Source organism: Calidithermus terrae (assembly GCF_003574345.1).
Classification (GTDB): domain Bacteria; phylum Deinococcota; class Deinococci; order Deinococcales; family Thermaceae; genus Calidithermus; species Calidithermus chliarophilus.
The window spans coordinates 1-982 of the sequence record NZ_QXDL01000444.1 but is presented as its reverse complement, the minus strand read 5'-3'; the positions used below and the strand labels follow the sequence as shown (position 1 = coordinate 982).

The 982-nt window shown below is 73.9% G+C and carries 1 protein-coding gene; it reads left to right on the top strand.

Features of this window, described 5'->3' with window-relative positions:
* Positions 1-982: M14 family zinc carboxypeptidase (locus Mterra_RS21480; protein ID WP_218023009.1), on the top strand; the 982-nt coding region annotated here is incomplete at both ends.

Below are 982 nucleotides of genomic sequence, written 5' to 3'. Positions count from 1 at the left end.
GCTGGCGGGCTGCGCGGGGTGGGCGGGCACGGAGGGCCGGGTCAGCGAGGCCGAGAAGCGCTTTTTCGCCCAGAACGAGCTGGTCTTCGCCCGCGTGGACTTCACCGACCTCGAGGTCGCCCGCAGGCTGGTGGTCAGCTTCGAGGCCGTCAGCGCCAGGTACGGCGAGGGCTACTTGCTGCTCGAGCTCTCCCTCCAGGACTTCGCCCGCCTGCGCGAGCGCGAGCGCGAGCTGGGCCTGCGGGTCTCCCTCGACACCGCGCTGAGCGAGCAGCAGAGCCGACGGCTGCGGGGCTTCGAGGAGGGGGCCCTTGCCGAGGCCCTGCGCGACTTCCCCTGCTACCGCACGCTCGAGGAGACCTTCGCCGCTGCCCGGAGGATCGTGGCCGAGCACCCCGCCCTCGCCGCCTGGGCCGACATAGGCGATAGCTGGCGCAGGGGCTTCGCCCCCAGGTTCGCCCGCTCCGGCCACGACCTGCGGGTGCTCGAGCTGACCAACCGCGCCGTCGCCGGCCCCAAGCCCCGGCTTTTCATCACCAGCGCCCTCCACGCGCGCGAGCTCGCCACCGCCGAGCTCGCCACCCGCTTCGCCGAGCACCTCGTGGGCGCCTACGGCACCGACCCCGAAGTGACCTGGCTGCTCGACCACCACGAGGTCCACCTGCTGCTCCAGGCCAACCCCGACGGCCGCGAGCTCGCCGAGGCCGGCATCCTGTGGCGCAAGAACGTCAACCTGCTGGCCTGCCCGCTCAGCCGCGCCCGCAGGGGGGTGGACCTCAACCGCAACTTCGCCTTCGAGTGGGGCACTGCCGGCTCGAGCGCCGAGTGGTGCAGCGACACCTACCGCGGCCCCGCCCCCGCCTCCGAGCCGGAGACCCGCGCCATCCAGGACTACCTGCGCCGGAGCTTCCCCGACGTGCGCGGCCCCGCCCTCGCCGACGCCGCCCCCGCCGACGCCTGGGGCCTCTACCTCGACCTCCAC